The 17,975-nt window shown below is 39.0% G+C and carries 16 protein-coding genes and 1 other annotated feature; of the genes, 11 read left to right on the top strand and 5 right to left on the bottom strand.

Annotated elements, in window-relative coordinates; all coding sequences use genetic code 11:
- Window positions 1-5: 5 nt before the first annotated feature.
- Together M3196_RS05395 and M3196_RS05390 are read right to left on the bottom strand one after the other, a co-directional pair.
- The gene (locus tag M3196_RS05395; RefSeq protein ID WP_251321194.1) at window positions 6-581 is read right to left on the bottom strand and encodes a class I SAM-dependent methyltransferase; all 576 of its coding nucleotides are present in this window, start codon (window positions 579-581) and stop codon (window positions 6-8) included.
- Complete coding sequence (locus M3196_RS05390; protein WP_251321193.1) at window positions 578-1,543, bottom strand: TIGR01212 family radical SAM protein; 966 nt, start codon at window positions 1,541-1,543, stop codon at window positions 578-580. The genes M3196_RS05395 and M3196_RS05390 overlap by 4 nt, the downstream gene beginning before the upstream one ends.
- A 161-nt stretch (window positions 1,544-1,704) precedes the next feature.
- Between M3196_RS05390 and M3196_RS05385 the strand changes: the two genes are divergently transcribed.
- The 6 genes from M3196_RS05385 to M3196_RS05360 all read left to right on the top strand — a co-directional run bounded on the left by M3196_RS05385 (window position 1,705) and on the right by M3196_RS05360 (window position 9,660).
- Window positions 1,705-2,904, top strand: coding sequence for an MDR family MFS transporter (locus M3196_RS05385; protein WP_251321192.1), 1,200 nt, complete (start codon window positions 1,705-1,707; stop codon window positions 2,902-2,904).
- Between the two features lie 130 nt (window positions 2,905-3,034).
- Window positions 3,035-3,263: a binding site (T-box leader), on the top strand.
- A 403-nt stretch (window positions 3,264-3,666) separates the two neighbouring features.
- Window positions 3,667-6,087 (top strand): leucine--tRNA ligase, encoded by a 2,421-nt coding sequence (leuS, locus tag M3196_RS05380; protein WP_251321191.1) that lies wholly within the window; start codon window positions 3,667-3,669, stop codon window positions 6,085-6,087.
- A gap of 12 nt (window positions 6,088-6,099) precedes the next feature.
- The gene (locus tag M3196_RS05375) at window positions 6,100-6,402 is read left to right on the top strand and encodes a rhodanese-like domain-containing protein (protein WP_251321190.1); all 303 of its coding nucleotides are present in this window, start codon (window positions 6,100-6,102) and stop codon (window positions 6,400-6,402) included.
- Window positions 6,403-6,547: 145 nt separating this feature from the next.
- The gene (locus M3196_RS05370) at window positions 6,548-8,467 is read left to right on the top strand and encodes a putative bifunctional diguanylate cyclase/phosphodiesterase (protein WP_251321189.1); all 1,920 of its coding nucleotides are present in this window, start codon (window positions 6,548-6,550) and stop codon (window positions 8,465-8,467) included.
- Window positions 8,468-8,747: 280 nt separating this feature from the next.
- Complete coding sequence (locus tag M3196_RS05365; RefSeq protein WP_251321188.1) at window positions 8,748-9,383, top strand: SDR family oxidoreductase; 636 nt, start codon at window positions 8,748-8,750, stop codon at window positions 9,381-9,383.
- A gap of 88 nt (window positions 9,384-9,471) precedes the next feature.
- Window positions 9,472-9,660, top strand: coding sequence for a sporulation protein Cse60 (locus M3196_RS05360; RefSeq protein WP_251321187.1), 189 nt, complete (start codon window positions 9,472-9,474; stop codon window positions 9,658-9,660).
- A gap of 1 nt (window position 9,661) precedes the next feature.
- Here M3196_RS05360 and M3196_RS05355 read toward each other — a convergent pair whose 3' ends face one another.
- Complete coding sequence (locus tag M3196_RS05355; RefSeq protein WP_251321186.1) at window positions 9,662-10,924, bottom strand: NAD(P)/FAD-dependent oxidoreductase; 1,263 nt, start codon at window positions 10,922-10,924, stop codon at window positions 9,662-9,664.
- 301 nt (window positions 10,925-11,225) lie between these two features.
- Here M3196_RS05355 and M3196_RS05350 point away from each other — a divergent pair, with 301 nt between their 5' ends.
- Window positions 11,226-12,830, top strand: a complete 1,605-nt coding sequence (locus M3196_RS05350; protein ID WP_251321185.1) for a putative polysaccharide biosynthesis protein — start codon at window positions 11,226-11,228, stop codon at window positions 12,828-12,830.
- Window positions 12,831-12,880: 50 nt separating this feature from the next.
- Here the strand turns inward: M3196_RS05350 and M3196_RS05345 are convergent, their stop codons facing one another.
- On the bottom strand, window positions 12,881-13,315 hold the full coding sequence (locus tag M3196_RS05345; protein WP_251321184.1) for a DUF6884 domain-containing protein: 435 nt from the start codon (window positions 13,313-13,315) through the stop codon (window positions 12,881-12,883).
- A gap of 100 nt (window positions 13,316-13,415) precedes the next feature.
- Between M3196_RS05345 and M3196_RS05340 the strand changes: the two genes are divergently transcribed.
- Window positions 13,416-14,144 (top strand): pseudouridine synthase, encoded by a 729-nt coding sequence (locus M3196_RS05340; RefSeq protein WP_251321183.1) that lies wholly within the window; start codon window positions 13,416-13,418, stop codon window positions 14,142-14,144.
- A 42-nt stretch (window positions 14,145-14,186) separates the two neighbouring features.
- Window positions 14,187-14,816 carry a PRC-barrel domain-containing protein gene (locus M3196_RS05335; RefSeq protein WP_251321182.1) on the top strand — a complete coding sequence of 210 codons (630 nt, stop codon included), beginning with the start codon at window positions 14,187-14,189 and terminating at the stop codon, window positions 14,814-14,816.
- Window positions 14,817-14,887: 71 nt separating this feature from the next.
- On the opposite strand, the gene M3196_RS05330 is transcribed toward M3196_RS05335, so the two are convergent.
- On the bottom strand, window positions 14,888-15,106 hold the full coding sequence (locus tag M3196_RS05330) for a DeoR family transcriptional regulator (RefSeq protein WP_066291818.1): 219 nt from the start codon (window positions 15,104-15,106) through the stop codon (window positions 14,888-14,890).
- Window positions 15,107-15,537: 431 nt separating this feature from the next.
- Between M3196_RS05330 and M3196_RS05325 the strand changes: the two genes are divergently transcribed.
- Window positions 15,538-16,563 carry a potassium channel family protein gene (locus tag M3196_RS05325; RefSeq protein ID WP_251321181.1) on the top strand — a complete coding sequence of 342 codons (1,026 nt, stop codon included), beginning with the start codon at window positions 15,538-15,540 and terminating at the stop codon, window positions 16,561-16,563.
- A 3-nt stretch (window positions 16,564-16,566) separates the two neighbouring features.
- Entirely contained in the window at window positions 16,567-17,970 is a 1,404-nt protein-coding gene (gene pepV / locus M3196_RS05320; protein ID WP_251321180.1) for a dipeptidase PepV, read from the top strand.
- The last annotated feature ends 5 nt before the right edge of the window (window positions 17,971-17,975 follow it).

The raw sequence follows: 17,975 nt of genomic DNA, 5'->3' as shown, positions 1-17,975 counted from the left end.
TGAATTCAGCCTCTTTTTTCAATTGCAACCACAAATGGCGGATCATTTTTTTGATTAATAAATTCGTATTGCAAAACGTGGACTTCATTTTGATTTAAGTTTTTAACATAATCGAGCACTTGATCTTTTTCGCGTTTTCCTTCTTCATGACCGTGATAAATAACCAGTATGATGATTCCCTCAGGTTTTAAAATATGAAGAAGCTGTTTGATCGCATCGATTGTAGAGGATCCTTTTGTTGTAATTGATTTATCACTCCCAGGCAGATAGCCAAGGTTAAAAATTGCAGCTGAAACTTGTCCAGTTACAGTTTCAGGAAGTAAATTCATCATCTCATCATGTGAGGCATGAAAGAATGTTACATTATGATCAGCTAGGTTATCAGTCAGGCGCTGTTTTGATTTTTCAATCGCTTGTGTCTGAATATCAAAAGCATATACTTTTCCTTCTTCTCCAACCTGCTTTGATAAAAATAAGGTATCATTGCCATTTCCGCATGTAGCATCAATTACGATATCGCCTTCTTTACAAAAGGAACGGAGAAGCGTTCTGGCAAAAGGGAGAACACCTTCTAATTTCATAAGAAATTCACCTCAGCTTTGTTAAAGTATTTCCCTTGAAAGCTGTCTCTTCGCTTAAGTTCACTATCAATCGCATTAAGCACTTTCCACTTATTTAAACTCCACATCGGACCGATCAAAAGATCAGAAGGACCATCACCCGTTAAACGGTGAATCATCATATCAGATGGGATGACTTCAAGCTGATCGCATACAAGATTCACATATGTGTCAAAATCAAGGAATTCAAGCATCCCTTGTTCATATTGTTTAACCATAGGAGTCTTTTTTAATAAATGCAAAAGATGAATCTTAATGCCTTGAACATCCAGCTTCGCGACTTCCCTTGCTGTTTCCATCATCATTTCGGGAGTTTCGAGGGGAAGTCCATCAATAATGTGCGTACAGACTCTAATGTTGTGCTTTCGCAGTTTGTTTACGCCTTCTACGTATGTTGGATAATCATGTGCTCGATTAATCAGCATGGCAGTTCTTTCGTGTACAGTTTGAAGTCCTAATTCCACCCATAGATACGTGCGTTTATTTAGATCTGCCAGATATTCTACAACATCATCAGGAAGGCAATCAGGACGTGTAGCGATAGCAAGTCCAACTACACCTTCTTGTTCGAGCACCGTTTCATACATTTCTTTTAATTTTTCAACTGGTGCGTATGTGTTCGTAAATGCCTGGAAATAACCGAGGTATTTTCCCTTTTTCCATTTAGCATGCATACGTTCTTTTACAGTACGAAACTGTGTAATAATATCATCACACCGGCTTCCGGCAAAATCGCCTGATCCGCTTTGTGAACAAAATGTACATCCGCCATAAGCAGCCTTTCCATCGCGGTTTGGACAATCAAATCCTCCGTCTAATGGTATTTTTATTATTTTTTCACCGAAGTGGGATTTTAAATGGTGATTCCAAGTGTAATATCTTTTGTCGCCAAAATAAGCGGGTTTTTCAATAAGGTGTGTCAACCTTTTCACTCCTTTTATACGGTGTTAAGCACCAAGACAATTGTAGCACGTTCAAGCCATCAGCGGCAAAACGGTTGTCAGATCATTCCCGTTGTAAAGTTCAGGAAAAAGGACTAAAATACAGAAGGGTTTTATGACATCAAGGCAAGCGGGGGATCTTTATGCCAGCGAAAGTGTGGCTGCTCATTATTGGTATGGCGCTGAATGTTACAGGTTCAAGTTTTCTTTGGCCGATCAACACCATCTTCATGCATGAGCACTTAGGGAAATCATTAACTGTAGCGGGACTTGTATTACTGATGAATTCTGGTGCAGGTATTATTGGGAATTTAACAGGCGGACTTTTGTTCGACCGGCTTGGCGGGTATCGCACAATCATGCTGGGAGTACTTATTTCATTTACCACTTCATTCTTATTAATCTGGTTTCATGATTTCTGGTCCTACAGTATATTGCTGGTTTTTATGGGATTTGGAATGGGTATCGTATTTCCATCTATGTACGCTCTTGCAGGTACCATGTGGAAAGAAGGCGGAAGAAAAGCTTTTAATCGCATTTATATCGCGCAAAATGTAGGAGTAGCGCTTGGTGCTGCTTTAGGCGGATTAGCTGCATCTTATTCTTTTACTCTATCTTTTATCAGCTGTGCATCTCTGTCTTTCTTCTTTTTAATGATTGTATGGTTTGGGTTTAAAGGTATCGATGAGAAGAAAAGCGGGGGTGTCCAGACTGTTTTTTCACAGAAAAAGCGCATACATAATAAGCCGGCCTTTATTGCTTTGCTTATTTTGTGTGGGGGATACCTATTAGCATGGATTGGTTATGTTCAATGGCAATCCACTATTGCTTCTTATACACAAGATCTAGGTGTTACGTTGAAGATGTACAGTTTATTATGGACTGTTAATGGCTTGTTTATTGTGCTCGGCCAGCCTCTAGTTAATCTCTTTCTAAAAAAATGGCTTCATTCAACCTCTTCTCAAATATTAGTTGGATATGTCATTTTTATCGTTTCGTTTATCATTGTAGGGAATGCGAAAGACTTGAGCGGATTTATGATTGCGATGGTGGTGCTGACAATCGGTGAAATGCTCGTTTGGCCTGGGGTACCTTCCATTGCAGCAGAACTTGCTCCACAAGGGCGGGCCGGGTTTTACCAAGGAATCGTAAATAGTACGGCGACCGGCGGAAGAATGCTAGGTCCTTTATTCGGCGGAATGGTTGCTGATCTGTTTAATATAAGTATATTATTTCAAACGATCATGGGTTTGATGGTTATCGCTTTTATGCTGACTATCGTATATAGCCGAAACAGACATTCTTTCAAAAAACAGGATACTTCTCAGCCAGCTGCTTTATAACAAGAATAAGTGGATCGTAATGCCTAGTAGAATTAGAGTTTAAAAAAGGAAAATTTAGGTTATATTAGTTCAAACAACCTTGACATTTTTAAAAAGAATTCATAAAATACAAATTAACATCTTTTATTCGTTAATAACGATGAGAGGGACTAGTAAAAAAAGAATGGAATTTAGAGAGTTGACGGCTGGTGCGAGTCAATCCGGACTTTTTTGAACTCACCCTTTAGTTGCAAGTGTGAATAAAGTAATACTTGCCGTCCCGCCGCGTTAAGGTTAGTTTGAGCGAACGTGATTTTTGCGTTAATCAGGGTGGTACCGCGGCAGGTTCAAAATTTGTGATCTAACCTTTCGTCCCTAATGTTTTATTAGGGGTGGGAGGTTTTTTTATTTGGCTTTTTAAAAGATTGTTGCTATAAGAAGAGGTTGATTTCCGCTCACACGTGCTCGCTTTCCGCGGGGCGTGTGGTGAGCCACGGTGAAAGATGTGAAGTGCTGCTCCTGTGTCTACAAGAAAAACAACAGCGAAGCGAGCTTCCTCGTCGCATGCCTTAACGAGAAGATTACTCAGGTAGCTGGCACGCTGCTCCCGCAGGACAAGGAAGGCTTCGACAGCGTTACATCGCACGAAGAAAATGTGATTTTTCATTTTCGAGGAGTCTCGCACCTTACGCTCCAATCAACTTTCAATGAAGAGTCAAAAATCTTTTAGAAAAAAGCCTTTTATTTTCATCAAAAAGCAGGGTCTATGAAGGAGGAACGGTTATGTATTATAACCACAAAACGATCGAAAAAAAATGGCAGCATTTTTGGGATGAAAACAAGACATTCCAAACCAAAGAAGAATATGACAAAAAGAAGTTCTACGCATTGGATATGTTTCCCTATCCATCTGGAGCAGGTCTACACGTAGGACACCCGGAAGGATATACAGCAACAGACATCCTATCTCGCATGAAACGCATGCAAGGCTATAATGTACTTCACCCAATGGGCTGGGATGCATTTGGTCTTCCTGCTGAACAATATGCACTTGATACAGGTAATGACCCTGCTGAGTTTACGGAACAAAACATTAATACATTCCGCAGACAGATTAAAGACTTAGGTTTCTCTTATGATTGGGACCGTGAAGTAAATACAACAGATCCATCTTACTACAAATGGACGCAATGGATTTTTATCCAATTGTATAAAAAAGGTCTGGCGTACGTTGATGAAGTGCCGGTTAACTGGTGTGAAGCTCTTGGAACAGTTCTAGCCAATGAAGAAGTGATCGATGGCAAAAGTGAGCGCGGAGGACATCCTGTAGTCCGCAAGCCAATGAAACAATGGATGCTTAAGATTACAGCTTATGCCGACAGACTTTTAGAAGATCTGGAAGAATTGGATTGGCCTGAGAGCTTGAAAGATATGCAGCGTAACTGGATCGGACGTTCAGAAGGTGCAGAGGTTCATTTTGATGTAGACGGTCATTCTTCTAAAATTACGGTGTTTACAACTAGACCAGACACACTTTTTGGCGCAACATACCTTGTGCTTGCTCCTGAAAATAAGCTTGTAAAAGAGATTGTTACAGACGAACAGCTTGAAGCTGTCACTGCTTATCAAAGGCAAGTAGAGACTAAATCTGACCTTGAACGTACAGAACTTGCGAAAGAAAAGTCTGGCGTGTTTACTGGGGCATACGCGATCCACCCGGTAACAGGTGCTAAGCTTCCAATCTGGATTGCCGATTACGTACTAGCAAGCTATGGAACTGGGGCTATTATGGCTGTTCCTGCTCATGATGAGCGTGATCACGAGTTTGCCGTTAAATTTGAGCTACCGATTGCTGAAGTAGTGGCAGGCGGAAATGTATCTGAAGCGGCTTATACGGGCGATGGCGAGCATGTGAACTCTGACTTCTTAAATGGAATGCAAAAAATCGAAGCCATCGCAAAAATGAATGCTTGGCTTGTTGAGAACGGTAAAGGTGAGAAAAAGATCACTTACCGTCTTCGCGACTGGCTGTTCTCCCGCCAGCGTTATTGGGGAGAGCCAATTCCTATTATTCATTGGGAAGATGGAACGATGACAACTGTCTCTGAAGAAGAACTGCCACTGCTTCTTCCTGTTGTAAAAGAAATCAGACCTTCTGGGACAGGAGAATCACCTCTTGCTAACGTTGAAGACTGGGTAAATGTTGTTGACCCTTTAACTGGCAAGAAGGGACGACGAGAAACGAATACAATGCCGCAGTGGGCAGGAAGCTGCTGGTATTACCTTCGCTACATCGATCCAAAAAATGAAGAGCAGTTAGCTTCACCTGAGAAATTGGAGCACTGGCTGCCGGTAGATATTTATATTGGCGGAGCAGAACACGCAGTGTTGCACCTTCTTTATGCACGTTTCTGGCATAAAGTGTTATATGATCTTGGAGTTGTTCCAACGAAGGAACCTTTCCAGCGTTTATTTAACCAAGGTATGATTCTTGGTGAAAATAACGAAAAGATGAGTAAATCAAAAGGCAATGTCGTTAATCCTGATGAGATTGTTGTGAGTCATGGTGCGGATACACTGCGTTTATACGAAATGTTCATGGGACCGCTTGATGCTTCTATCGCATGGAGTACAACAGGTCTTGATGGTGCTCGCCGTTTCTTAGATCGTGTATGGAGATTGTTAGGATCTGAAGACGGAGAGAGCCTGAATCCTGCCATTCAAGATACAAAAGGAACGGAAGCCTTTAACCGCCTTTATCATTTGACGGTTAAAAAAGTAACTGAAGATTACGAAGGTCTTCGTTTTAATACGGCTATTTCACAGCTTATGGTATTTGTTAATGAAGCCAATAAACAAGAAGCGCTTCCGAAAGATTTAATTCAAGGCTTTGTTAAAATGCTTTCGCCGATTGCTCCGCATATTTGCGAAGAGCTTTGGGAAAAGTTAGGTGGTACAGGAAGTATCGCTTACGAAGCTTGGCCTGTTTGGGACGAAGCTCAGCTCGTTGAAAACGAAGTTGAAATCGTTGTTCAGGTTAATGGTAAATTAAAAGCGAAGATGACAATTCCAGCAAATAGCAACGGTCAGGATATGGAGCAGATCGCATTAAAAGAAGAGGTCGTTCAGCAAAGCATAGAAGGCAAGACGATTCGCAAAGTGATCACCGTACCTGGTAAACTTGTAAATATCGTTGCTAATTAAGGAGGCCCTTTCATGGATTACGAATTAGAAGAAATTTCACCCTCTGAAGTGAAACAGCTTTTAAAAGAAGGTAAAAAAGTATCATTAATTGATGTTCGTGAAGACGAAGAAGTAGCAGAAGGAAAGATTCCAGAGGCTGCACATATTAAGATGGGTGAAATTCCTGACCGTTTAGCTGAGATTGATAAAAATGGAGAGCACATTATTATTTGCCGATCCGGCAGACGAAGTGAAAATGTTGCTTACTTTTTACAGGATCAAGGCTTCAAAGTTAAAAATATGACCGGCGGAATGCTTGAATATAATAAAGAATAATCAAAAACTCTCTGCTCCATCGAGCAGAGAGTTTTTTTGTGGAATCTCATAAAATTGCCAAAAAGATCTAAATTCAGCTGTAAAAGTGAAAAATAACGGGATTCAGTCGATAGTAAAGGTATATCTAGTACCCTGGAGGCTCTCAATGGCACTTAAACATTCAAATAAAAAGAAATGGGTAGGAATAATTGCGGTTTTTTTAACCATTCATTTTGCGGGCACAATAGGGACAATCCAAAGCAAAACTTTTATCATGCCTGCTTTAGATATCGGTACCATTTTTGTATTTAGTTTTTTTGTATACAAAATGTTGAAAGAAAAAGACAGCCATGCAATGGAACTTGAACGGGAAATTCAAAAACACAAGGAAACCTATGCAGAATTAGAAGCAAGCAGAGTTAAGCTTCAAAATGTTTTTGACAGTATTGATGTGGCGATCTGGTCTCATAATCTTCAAACAAACAAACTCCTTATCACATCTGGTATTGAAAAACTTTATGGTTATCCTCTCCAAGCATTTTATGAGGATGCAGATCTATGGAAAAAAGTGATACACCCTGATGATAATGAGATAATTCTAAAGCGCGCTTCTGATATTGAAAATGGAATTATTGCTACAAGTGAATACAGAATACTTCGCCCAGATGGAGAGATCCGCTGGATACATGATCGCGGCATTCCTTTCCTAAATGAAAAGAAAGAACTGATAGATTTTAATTCAATTCTTATCGATATCACTGAACGAAAGCACGCCGAAATGACCATTAATCAAATGGCATATTTCGATGAGCTGACAGGATTGCCGAATCGTAATGGTTTTATGGAAACGATTGAACAGAAAATGAAAGAACTCGATTTGAAAAAAGGAAATATGGCTTTGCTATATTTGGACCTTGACCGGTTCAATGTGCTCAATGATACACTTGGACATAGTTTCGGCGATCTTTTACTGCAAAAGGTTGCTGATTTGCTAAAATTAACTGTCGCAGGCAAAGGGCAAGTCTTTAGAAGAAGCGGGGATGAGTTTCTTATACTCTTAGAATTTAATAATGAATCAGAAGTAAGAACTGTCGCTGAAGATATTATTTTTTCTTTTACAAAACCATTCTTGTTAAGCGGTAAAGAAGTCTTTACGACACCAAGCATCGGGATAAGCTTATATCCAGGAAACGGGTATGACAGCGATACACTTTTAAAAAGAGCTGATTCAGCCCTATATCAGGCAAAAGATCGTGGAAGAAACACGTATCAATTTTTTACGGAGCAGCATGACAGTAAGATGGAAAGAAGGCTGAATTTGGAACATGGTCTAAGAAAAGCCTTGAAGAACAATGAATTATTTCTTGTCTATCAGCCACAAGTTGAATTCCATACAAGCAAAATTATAGGTGTTGAAGCTTTGCTAAGGTGGAAAAAAAACTCAGAAGGGATCGTTTCGCCTGCTGAATTTATACCGATTGCAGAAGAAACAGGAATGATTCTCCCTATCGGTGAATGGGTGCTGAAAAACGCTTGTCAACAAGGCTCAAAATGGCATGAAAACGGATATAAAGATCTTTTTATTTCTGTTAATATTTCTGTTAGACAGCTCCTAGAGGAATCCTTTGTGGAGAGAGTGGAAAGTATTTTAGCTGAAACCCATTTTCCTGCCTCATTCCTTGAGTTAGAAATAACAGAAAGTACAACAATGGAAAGTATGGAGGAATCCTTGCCTGTACTGCACCGATTAAGAGCAAAAGGGATTCGCATTTCCATAGATGATTTTGGAACGGGATACTCGTCGTTAACTTACTTAAGACAACTGCCGGTGGACACCTTGAAAATTGATAAAATGTTTATTGATGATATTCTAACTGATTCAAAAGCAGGGGCCATCGTAAAAACAATCATTGATATGGGCCATAACCTCAGTTTCCATGTTATCGCAGAAGGAATCGAGAGCTGTAAACAGATTGAATTCCTCTTAGAACAAGGATGTTTATACGGACAAGGTTATTACTTGTTTAAACCTTTGAAGCCGGAAGAATTAGAGAAGCATCTGCAAGAAACTATGGTAATTATTTAAGTAAAGTCTTAAAAAGCCGGTTGAATTGGCTTTTTGAGGCTTTTTTGTTAGATATATTGATAAACCCGTAGTTTTAAACCTGTAACCTATAACGTGCGCGATACGGAATATATGGTGCCATAGGATATATATGAGCGTCAGAAGCATGCAGAATATTTGAACATCATTGTTACTTCGAAAACTCCAAGCACAGATCCTAACTCTCCGTAACACTTCTATGTTTTACAAAAGGCATTTAGTGAAACAATAGATAAGTATTCAAGTTGAAGGAGTGGCTTATATGAACGTTCTTATTATTGGGGCAAACGGAAACATCGGAAAACTTACGAGTGTAATGCTGGCTGAGCAAGGTCACTCAGTTAAAGCTATGGTTAGAAAAGAGGAGCAGCAGGATCACTTTCAGCACGAAAACATTAAAGCCGTGCTAGGGGACTTAGAAAAGGATTTTGAGCATGTTTTCGAAGGAATAGAAACGGTTATTTTTACAGCTGGCTCAGGAGGTCATACAGGGCCTGAAAAAACGGAAGCAGTGGATTATGAAGGAGCTGTGAAATCAATCAAACTCTCTGAAAAGCATGGTATAAAACAATTTATTATGGTCAGTTCATTAGCGGCAGACACACCGGAAGAAGGACCTGAAAGTTTACAGCATTACCTGAAGGCAAAAGGAAGTGCAGATGAGATTTTGATGAGAAGTTCATTAAACTACACGATCCTGCGTCCTGGTGCATTAACTGATGAAGACGGTATGGGACTGATCAATGCTAAGCAAAAATTAAATGAACATGGCTCAATTCCAAGAGCAGATGTAGCGAGAACGATAGCTATTTGTTTGGGCAATGAGCATGTTTACAAAAAAGTTTTTGAACTGATTGAAGGAGAAGTTCCCATTCAAACAGCTATCGAAAGTTTATAAGACAAAACTAGTCAAAGTCCAACAAAGGAAAAGCATCCTCTCTGAACGAATGCTGAAGCAACAAACTCATTCGCAGGGGGATGCTTTTATGATTCAAGTCAAGGTTTTTGATGAAGAGCATGAGGATGATCTGGAGAAAAGTGTGAATGAATTCTTAAGCGGTATACCTCATGATCAATTTATTGATATTAAGTATCAGATTGCGGTTTGTGAAAATGTACATGAGGAAAACTCAACCATGTTTTCTTTCTCAGCCATGATTATTTATAAAAAATAGATTAACCCAGAGCATGATAAGCGGCATTTGTACCAGCTATGTTGCCAGTGACAAAAGCTACTGTTATGTTGTAGCCGCCTGTGTAACCATGTAGGTCCAGAATTTCCCCGCAGAAGAAAAGACCTTCCTGGATTTTAGAAGCCATAGTTTGGGGAGCGATTTCTTTTACAGAGACACCACCACCCGTTACGAAAGCTTTCTCGATAGAAAGTGTTCCGTTCACGTGGAACGAGAAGCCTTTCATCTGCTGAGCTAGATTGCGCAATGACTGTTTAGGGATTTGATCGGCTGAAACGTCGCCATCAATGCCGGCGTTTTCAATTAAAAACAAAAGAAACTTTTCTGGAAGCATTCCTTTTAAAACATTTTTAACAGCCTTTTTAGGTTCAGCATCCATTCTATTCTGAATCTCTGAAAGTAATGCTTCTTCAGCCTTCTCTGGAAATGAGTCGATTCGCATCTCGATAGAAGGTACTTCAAACTTTTTCAGTGCTTTCACAACATATTGGCTGCAGCGCAATGCTGCTGGTCCAGACACTCCAAAATGCGTGAAAATCATATCCATCTGGTGAGCTTTAATCATCTTACCCTTAGGGTTCCATACAGAAAGTGCAACGTTTCTTAGTGAAATACCCTGCAATGTTTTTTGTTTTATAAAGCTTTCATCTGAGGTGATCGGCACTTCCGTTGGATACAGCTCCGTTATGGTATGACCTGCTTTTATTGCCCATGCATAGCCATCACCCGTAGAACCAGTATGCGGTACTGACTTTCCGCCAACAGCGATAACGATAGATTTTGTTTTTAGTACTTCTCCGTTTTGCAGGATAACTTCGTGGTTTTCTTTTTTATAATTTATGGTCTTTACTGGCGTATTTGTCCGGATTTGGACGCCAAGCTGTTTGATTTTCCCTAGGAGTGCTTGTACGACATCTGTTGCTTTATTTGAAACGGGAAACATGCGTCCATGATCTTCTTCTTTAAGTTTTATTCCGAGGCCTTCAAAAAACGAAATGATATCCTCATTGTTAAAGACAGAAAAAGCACTGTATAAAAAACGCCCGTTACCCGGTATGTGTTTAATGATCTCATCAACAGGCAAGCGGTTTGTTACATTACAGCGGCCGCCGCCTGATATGGCAAGCTTGCGTCCGAGTTTTTCTCCTTTATCTATCAAGAGGACACGAGCTCCGTTTGAAGCCGCGCCAACACTGGCCATAAGACCTGAAGGACCTCCCCCGATAACTATACAGTCATAAACCATGACATCCCAACTTTCTTAAACGATCAGATAAAATCATTTCATACAATAGCATAGCACTTTGAAAAAGGCTATGTATTTTCAATTCCTTACTTTTTTGCAAAAAGTTAAATGAGGTTACACGGGCTTTTTATGTGATACAATACTAATAATGTTTTTTACACTTTAGAAAAGTAACGGTTGCCAGGAAGCATTTTCGGCGTAGTTACATGTTTTGGTTTAAAGGATAAGTGTAATAAAGCCTGGCGGAAACATAGAGTGTCAGGCAAATTTTCTTTAGGATTTTTAGTAGGAGCTGAAATATTTGTCTCGATTACTTCGTGGAACATTGATCTTATCTGCCGCTACATTTTTCTCGAAATTTATTGGATTGATCTTTGTTATTCCATTTACCAATTTAGTAGGAGAACAAGGCATGGCTCTATACGGTTATGCTTACATTCCATATACGATCCTGCTTAGTATTTCCACAATGGGAGTACCACTTGCAGTTTCGAAATTTGTTTCAAAATACAATGCATTAGGAGACTACGCAGCAGGAAGAAAATTGCTGAAATCTGGTTTGCTTGTAATGACGATAACAGGAATTTTGGCATTCCTTATCCTGTATCTCTCAGCCCCTGCTCTCGCCCATCAAATTATTGATGAACGCGGCGGGAAAGGCAACAGCATCGCTGACATTACATTAGTAATCAGGATGGTTAGTACCGCTTTAATTATCGTGCCATCGATGAGCTTAATACGCGGTTATTTCCAAGGCTTTCAATCGATGGGACCTACAGCTGTGTCTCAGGTCATTGAACAGATTGTCAGAATTCTATTTATTCTCATAGCTAGTTTTATTGTTATGAATATACTAGATGGGAAGACTACTACTGCGGTTGCTTTGTCTACATTTGCCGCGACATTAGGAGCTTTAGCCGGATTGATCGTCTTGCTTTGGTATTGGGCAAAACGAAAGCCTCATCTAAAAAAAATGTATGACAAAAGCAAACCTGTTGCAAATATCTCAATAATAGATATCTACAAAGAAACGATTAAATATGCCATACCATTTGTTGCGGTTGGACTTGCTATTCCGCTTTATCAAATGGTCGATCAATTTACAATAGTTAAAACGCTTAAAGACTATGGCTACACACAAGAAAAAGCAGAATCTGTGTTTGCGATCATTACACAGATCGCACATAAACTTGTTATGATTCCCGTTTCTCTTGCAACGGCCCTTGCGCTGACATTAATACCGGTCATCACAAAATCATTTACTCAAAACAATAAAGAAATATTGCATAAACAAATCACGCAAACGTTTCAAATGGTATTATTTTTAACGGCACCAGCGGCAATTGGGCTCGCTGTGCTGGCATATCCTGCATATGGTGCCCTTTTCGGAATGCCATCTATGGAAACAGGCGGATTTTATCTGCAATGGTATGCACCAACAGCATTATGGTTTGCTTTATTTACTGTAACGGCAGCTATCCTGCAAGGTTTGAACCAGCAGCGATTTGCTTTTATCAGTTTAAGTGTCGGCTTTTTAGCAAAGCTGCTGCTGAATAAACCGCTGCTTTTAGTATTCGCCGGAACAGGATCGGTTATTGCAACAGACATCGGATATACTCTCTCTATATTGTTTAACCTATATATAATTAAAAAATACAGCGGTTTTTCATTCAAATGGGTATACCGAAGAACGGTGCTTATGATGGTATTTATCGTAATCATGTCTATAGCAGTCATCGGTGTTACCTCATTATTAGGAAAGCCAGATACAAGACTGGATACGATTATTGAGCTTACAGTGGGTATCCTTACAGGAGGAGCGGTATATATTTTCTTAAGTTACCGATCGGGTTTACTGACTATTATCTTGGGTGATCGTATACCATTTCTTAAACGAAAGAAATAATGGGAATGAAAAAAGAAGGCTGCTGCAGCCTTCTTTTCCAATGGAGAATATTATTTTTTAACCTCTTGCTGTTCATCGTACCACTTAAGCTGATTACCAATGCTGTAACCTTCCAGCGGCACTTCGTACTGAAAACCGGCTTTTTCTAATTCTGGTTGAAGGTACTCCCGGTATACCCAGCCGCCATGAAGATAAATCTTGCATTGTGAGGGTTTAACATAATTCTCTAACTCGGAGATTACCTTTTCTGCCCACTCCCGTTTTTCTGATGTGGAAAAATTTTTGATCGACACATTATACGGTTCAATGTATTGGTCTTTCGTTAAAAGCCCTTCTTTTGCACTATAAAAATAAAAATCATCATAATGATTTTGTGCATATTGAACGGACTTTTCAAACAATGGGCTTATGTATAAATCAATAGCTGCCGAAGGGTTTGAAGCTTTTTTTCGTGCAGTTGCTAGAAGACCTATTTTCCTTTTCATTCCAATTCCTCCTATAGTACTAAATTACCCTGTTTTTATAAAAACCAATCAATTTTTTACAATAATATAGGAAATATATATCATACAACTGGAGGTTCATATGAGAATAGATAAATGGCTTTCAAACACAGGCTTTGGAAGCAGAAAAGAAGTTAAACAATTACTAAGGTCAGGTGGCGTGACACTAAACGGTGATGTTGTTAAAGACCCAAAAACACAAGCCAACCCTGAAAAGGACCACGTGTTAGTTCATGGTGAGGAAGCTGTTTACAAAGAATATATATATTTAATGATGAATAAGCCGCAAGGAGTCATTTCTGCAACTGAAGATTCACGTCATGAAACGGTCATCGATTTATTGGAAATGGAGGATCAGGCTTATGAGCCTTTTCCAGTAGGAAGATTAGATAAAGATACAGAAGGACTTTTGATTTTGACGAATGATGGACAGCTGTCACATACTTTATTGTCGCCGAAAAAACATGTACCAAAAACCTATTTCGCAAAAATAAATGGTGCAATACCTGAAGATACTTTCGAAAAATTTACTGAAGGTATTGTTTTAGAGGATGGCTACAAGACTCAGCCCGCTAAGCTAGAAATCATTGAGAATGCGTTAGAGGAATCAGAAGTTTTACTAACCATTACAGAAGGTAAGTTTCATCAGGTGAAACGAATGTTTGAAGCGGTCGGGAGAAAAGTGACTTATCTGCAAAGAATACAGATGGGGAAATTGAAACTAGATGATACACTCCCATTAGGAACGTATCGAGAATTAACCGAGGAAGAGCTTTCGTTGCTTTCTGAAAAAGTGGATGTTTTTGAATAAATCACAAGGGGTATCTTCCAATAAAAAGGAGGATTAATCCGAATGAAGTTATCTGCTGAGAAAATAATTGGTGCAAAAGCTGAACATGATGGGGCTTCTATTGATGAACATAAAGTAAACGATATTCTTTTTAACATGTACGATCATCGTTTGTGTTATTTTACTTACTCTGTTGAAAACAGAGGTCAGGATCATGAAGAAATGCCTGCAGATCGTCATATGGAAACTGTTGTGGCGGCAACATCAGGGATTGGAACACAAAATACTCCTATGGCTGGCAGTGCTTATCCGGAAACTAATTATAATCAAGTGAAGGAAACCTACTTTATCCCTTGGCATCAGGTAGTCGATATTCAAGAAGATAAGCTGGTTTTTGAAGGCAACGAAAGGCAAAAGGAAGAACCGGTTGAATGTTATTCCTATATGGCTGTAAAAGATTGGCCAGTAACTGACCAAACAGGAGAAAAGGTAGGGAAGATTAAAGACCTTGTAATGGACACTGAGCGTCAGCAGGTGACGGGGTTTGTTCTGTCTGAAGGCTTTTGGAAAAGTTTATTAGGGCACGATGAAAAATATATGCCTGTGACAGGACAGCCAGACTGGAAAACTCGGGAGTGGAAAATTGAACGGACGTCTGATTTACTTCTAAAAGATAACCTTGAAGAATTATAAAACGGCATAAAAAAGTCCCCGCTAACTGTAGCGGGGATTATTTTTTGCTTATCCATTTTTAAATATTTATATTATGATACTTTTACTTTTTTTGCTGTCGTTTCCCACATTCCGCGGGCAGGACTTGTTACCAAATTGTTATAAGAAAGTACATTCAAATCTCTCTGGATTGTTCGCTGTGTAGTTCCAAATTCTTCAACTAATTCTCGTGTTGTTACAGTACCTTTCTTGCGAATAAACAAATACAGGGCTTTTACACGATTCAACATTCTGTCAGTTGAAGGACTCAAAAAACCACTCCTTGTTTAAATTAGTTGTTAACATACTATATGATAGCAATCAAAAGTTAATTAACTATGAATGTTAGATTACAATCTCTTTAATTCGTAAGACCCATCCTTTTTAGAAAATAAAAAAGCGAAGAATCCATATCGGTTCTTCGCTGCGTCAGCCATTTGCTTCGTTGTAAAAAGTTCAAAAAGATGTCTGTGCGGCTATGCAGCAAAACCTTTGTAAAGAACATATAATCCTTATTTTAAGGAATATTTGTCAGTACAGGTAACACACCACACCTCCCATTTACGCAATATTATACACGAAAACCTGAAAAAGTCAACCTGTGTTTTTTTCCAAAACTTTGAAAAAGACCAATAACAAAATTTCAGGATATAAGGTACAATGAAAAAGTTATGGAAACTGTATAAAGTTAGGAGGGTCGATGGTGTATATCTTGCAGAGATTATTTAAACAGCTGGTTCTTACAAATAAGCTTGGAATATTCTCCTTTACTTTTTTTATCGTCATCTTCTCATCAATTGTTATGCGTATTTTAGAACCTGAAACATTTCCAGGCTGGTTTGATGCTTTATGGTATGTAATGACAACAGTTACGACGGTAGGGTACGGAGATTTCTATCCTGTAACTTTAGCTGGCCGAATTTATGCCATTTTTATTTTTTTGATTGGCATTGGTATTGCCGGTTTAGCTATCGGAAAATTAGTTGAAGCTTTAGGTGCCCATCGAAAACGTAAGGAGGAAGGAAGGTTGGACTTTAAAGGGAAAGGTCATTTTGTTATAATCGGCTGGTCAGAAAAGGCGAAGTATGCCATTTCTGAAATAATTGAGACTCATCCAGAATTAGACATCGTTTTAATCGATCACTTATCGGTAACACCTTTAACACATAAGAATGTGCATTACATACAAGGAGACCCTTCAAGTGAATCAGTTCTTCTTCAGGCGAATATTAATGAAGCAAAATCTGTACTGGTCTTTTCAGATGATTCTATTCAAGATTCCGCTTTAGCTGACGGAAAAACATTATTGGTTGTAACTTCGGTTGAAAGGCTAACTCCGGACATACATAGTACCGTTGAAATAAAAAAGGAAGAAAACATTAAAAATTTCAGGCATGCAAAAGTTGATGAATTTGTTTTAAGTCATGAAACAGTATCACGTATGGCTGTAAGGTCTGCTTTTTCGAAGGGAATTACGGATATATATACTCAGCTTCTGTCCCATAAAGAAGGGGAAAACTTATTTGAAGTAAAGACAAGAGATGAGTGGAAAACTTATAAAGATGCTTTCGAAGGACTTTTAAAAGAAGGAGCAACTTTAATTTCCGACGGAAGCGATTTAGGCATTAATAAAAAATTAAATGATCCAATCCGCAAAAATGCAAGGCTTTATATTATTTGCAATAAAGAAGTATACGAGTCTCTATCGGGCAATCATGAAGGGGTGTAAAAGGTGACTGCAATTAGTTGGCAAAAAGAAGTTGAAAAAAGAAAAGAAAAAATCTTGGAGGATACACAAGGACTCTTAAAAATTCCTAGTATATTAGATGAATTCAACGGAACAGAGGGTGCCCCATTTGGTCCCGATATTTTTAAAGCATTGTCCTATTTACTTGATCTCGGAAAAGAAAGCGGAATGACAGCAAAAAATGTAAATGGATATGCAGGACACTTAGAAATGGGAAGCGGAGAGGAATTGGTAGGCATCCTATGTCATGTCGACGTTGTTCCTGCAGGAGAAGGCTGGTCGGTTGATCCTTTTGGAGCCGAAATAAAAGATGGGAAGATCTATGCAAGAGGTGCAATAGATGATAAAGGACCCACAATGGCAGCATTCTACGCAATGAAAATTATACAAGAATTGAAGCTGCCATTAACAAAACGAGTTCGTATGATTATTGGCTGCGACGAAGAAAGCAATTGGCAATGCGTACGACATTATTTTCAAAATGAAGAAATGCCTAATTTTGGTTTTGCTCCAGATGCCGATTTTCCGATTATTAATGCTGAAAAAGGTATCTTTGATGTTGAATTTACTTTATCAGGGGATACCCAAAGTGCGGATGGTCTTCAATTGATCTCATTCCAATCAGGACAGCGTTTAAATATGGTGCCTGACCGCGCATATGCCAAAATAACAGGCCGTGATCTTGAGTCGATTAAAGAAGCTTTTGCTAATTATGCAGAGAAGAAAGGAATACAAAGTCAATCATTTATTGAAAATGGGGAACTTACTTTACAGACAGAAGGAAAATCAGCGCATGGCAGTACACCTGAGATTGGAATAAATGCCGGGATAGAGCTTGCTGAATTTCTAAATGGTTATACGTTTACAGGACCTGAAAAAGTATTCTTATCACTCCTTGAAGATGTGACAGGAGAATACACAGGAAATAAACTTGGGATTGCAGCTGAAGATCAAGCTAGCGGAAAATTAACCGTTAATGCTGGTGTAATGAAATTTACCAGGGCTGAAGGCGGGAGGATAGGATTAAATATTCGTTATCCGGTAACCCACAACAGTGAGGAAATTGAAAATACACTTTTACAAAAAGCTGAAAAAGATAATTGGGTTATGAAAGTAATCGAAAATAATCCGCCAAATTATGTGGATGAAAAACACGCTTTGATTAAAACGCTGCAAAAGGTTTATGAAGAGCAGACAGGAGAAAAAGGGGATTTGATTGCTATTGGGGGAGGAACTTACGCAAGGTCCCTGAATACCGGTGTAGCATTTGGTGCATTGTTCCCTGGCAGAGAAGATGTAGCTCACCAAAAAGATGAATACATGTATGTTGATGATCTATTGCGGGCTGCTGCTATATATGCACAAGCCATTTATGAACTTGCAAAATAGGCGGA

The organism is Fictibacillus nanhaiensis (assembly GCF_023715445.1).
Taxonomy (GTDB): Bacteria; Bacillota; Bacilli; order Bacillales; family Fictibacillaceae; genus Fictibacillus; species Fictibacillus nanhaiensis_D.
The sequence above is the reverse complement of the archived record's forward strand: the minus strand, read 5'-3'. Positions and strand labels throughout refer to the sequence as shown.

Bases quoted from the DNA above. Each gene is read 5' to 3' on its own strand.
- M3196_RS05395 (WP_251321194.1), bottom strand. From the start codon at position 581: ATGAAATTAGAAGGTGTTCTCCCTTTTGCCAGAACGCTTCTCCGTTCC.
- M3196_RS05385 (WP_251321192.1), top strand. From the start codon at position 1,705: ATGCCAGCGAAAGTGTGGCTGCTCATTATTGGTATGGCGCTGAATGTT.
- leuS (WP_251321191.1), top strand. From the start codon at position 3,667: ATGTATTATAACCACAAAACGATCGAAAAAAAATGGCAGCATTTTTGG.
- M3196_RS05375 (WP_251321190.1), top strand. From the start codon at position 6,100: ATGGATTACGAATTAGAAGAAATTTCACCCTCTGAAGTGAAACAGCTT.
- M3196_RS05370 (WP_251321189.1), top strand. From the start codon at position 6,548: ATGGCACTTAAACATTCAAATAAAAAGAAATGGGTAGGAATAATTGCG.
- M3196_RS05365 (WP_251321188.1), top strand. From the start codon at position 8,748: ATGAACGTTCTTATTATTGGGGCAAACGGAAACATCGGAAAACTTACG.
- M3196_RS05360 (WP_251321187.1), top strand. From the start codon at position 9,472: ATGATTCAAGTCAAGGTTTTTGATGAAGAGCATGAGGATGATCTGGAG.
- M3196_RS05355 (WP_251321186.1), bottom strand. From the start codon at position 10,924: ATGGTTTATGACTGTATAGTTATCGGGGGAGGTCCTTCAGGTCTTATG.
- M3196_RS05345 (WP_251321184.1), bottom strand. From the start codon at position 13,315: ATGAAAAGGAAAATAGGTCTTCTAGCAACTGCACGAAAAAAAGCTTCA.
- M3196_RS05340 (WP_251321183.1), top strand. From the start codon at position 13,416: ATGAGAATAGATAAATGGCTTTCAAACACAGGCTTTGGAAGCAGAAAA.
- M3196_RS05335 (WP_251321182.1), top strand. From the start codon at position 14,187: ATGAAGTTATCTGCTGAGAAAATAATTGGTGCAAAAGCTGAACATGAT.